This window comes from Lentibacillus salicampi, from assembly GCF_004565465.1.
Taxonomy (GTDB): domain Bacteria; phylum Bacillota; class Bacilli; order Bacillales; family Amphibacillaceae; genus Lentibacillus; species Lentibacillus salicampi.
The window spans coordinates 1-1557 of the sequence record NZ_SRHY01000106.1; the positions used below are offsets into that span (position 1 = coordinate 1).

At 45.1% G+C, this 1557-nt stretch carries 1 protein-coding gene; it reads right to left on the bottom strand.

All coding sequences use genetic code 11. The features are described 5' to 3' along the window. On the bottom strand, positions 1–1463 hold a 1463-nt coding region (locus E4U82_RS19515), incomplete at its 3' end, for a transposase (protein ID WP_135111907.1). Positions 1464–1557: the final 94 nt, after the last annotated feature.

Below are 1557 nucleotides of genomic sequence, written 5' to 3' on the forward strand. Positions count from 1 at the left end.
AAGACCGGTGAAAAACTATATTTTTTATCCATCAAAGATTCGGACAAAGACGAGGATTTTTCTTGGATTCCTTTAAAAATAAGGGAAATAAAGTGGTTGTCGTGGTTTCTTTCATCCCGTTTTTTCGTTTCAGCGCATGCTGAAACACCGGTCCCGGGCCTTTTGCCTTTGAATCGGCTTAACTTCTTAAGATTTTGAACGATGGCGGTACAGAGTGCCTGTTCCTGCATGCAGTCCAGCCCTCTGCTTCTGGCCCGATCCATTCCGTGAACTATCTTGGCCTCGGCGAATTCATGTTCACATTGGACACGCTCGTTCTGGATATCCTGATATTTGCCGTCAATCTGAATTTGTTTTGCTTGATTTTTGGCCTTGACGTGATCGATTTTTTCCTGACGTTTTCTTTGGTGTTCAGGGTTGTGGGTTTTCCTTTGCCAAGTCGGAACTTCTTCTAACTCATGGTCTCGCAGCGAAATCAAAGGCATGATGCCTCGAGAAAATAAATAGACCAAATATGCTGGTGTGCCATAGGCCTTGTCACCCGATAACGTCCGAATATGGATTTGCGGATGCTGAAAACGAACAGCGTTTAGCTGTTGTTGGCTAATTTCTCTTTCAGCTGTACCAGAAGCAATGCTTGCGTCAGTTTTCAAAATAATCCCTGATTCAACGTCTACCAGATCGTGCACAAGGTAACGCGGATAGGCTTCCTGTCCTTTGCTCTTTTTGTACAAACGGGCATCAGGGTCTGTCGTACTCCGGTGGGTTTGATTAGAAAACGTTTTGCCATGAAAGTCCTCATGGCTGGCATTTTCCTGAAGCTGATCCGTCTGATGATTGTTCTTTGATTTCGAAGGCTGAGGATTTTGATCATCATCGTCGCTGTCCGTATTGTCTGATGGAGCCAAGGATGCCTCGTCACTTTGCTTTTTATCTTCCAGGTAACCTTCAATGGTTTGAACCGGGGCCAGCTCTATTTCTTCCAGACTATGAATGGACGCGTTTGCACGCACTTGTGTGCCGTCCACACCGGCATGAACGTCTGGGCGAACGAGGCCGGAAGCAATGCACTGATTAACGACATGCATCATGATATCATCAAAAATACCGTGGCGACGCCAAAGTGCTCTTGTTTTAACGAGTGTTGTTCGGTCGGGAAGAGAAGACTCAAAATCCAGGCCGCAAAACCACAGGTAGCCTGCATGCATGGGGAGCGTTTCAAACAATTCCCGTTCTGAGTGATTAAATAGATACTCGAGTACAACCAGCCGCACGACCAATTCAGCATTCGTAGATGGTCGGCCTGTTTTTTCGGAGTAGAGAGGTTTCACCCAATCGTGAACAGCTGAAAAGTCGATAACATCCTTCACCCTTCTCAGGATATGGTGCTTGGGAACGAGGTCCTCCATATCAATATATTGAAACATGTTGGGTTGAATGTGGTTTTGCTTTGGTGAAAGCATAAACGGATCATCCTTTTATAAGTGTTCTATAGACTATATTCGACATAAAGCAAGGAAATTCCTAGCACAATTTGACTTTTTCACCGGACTTCTA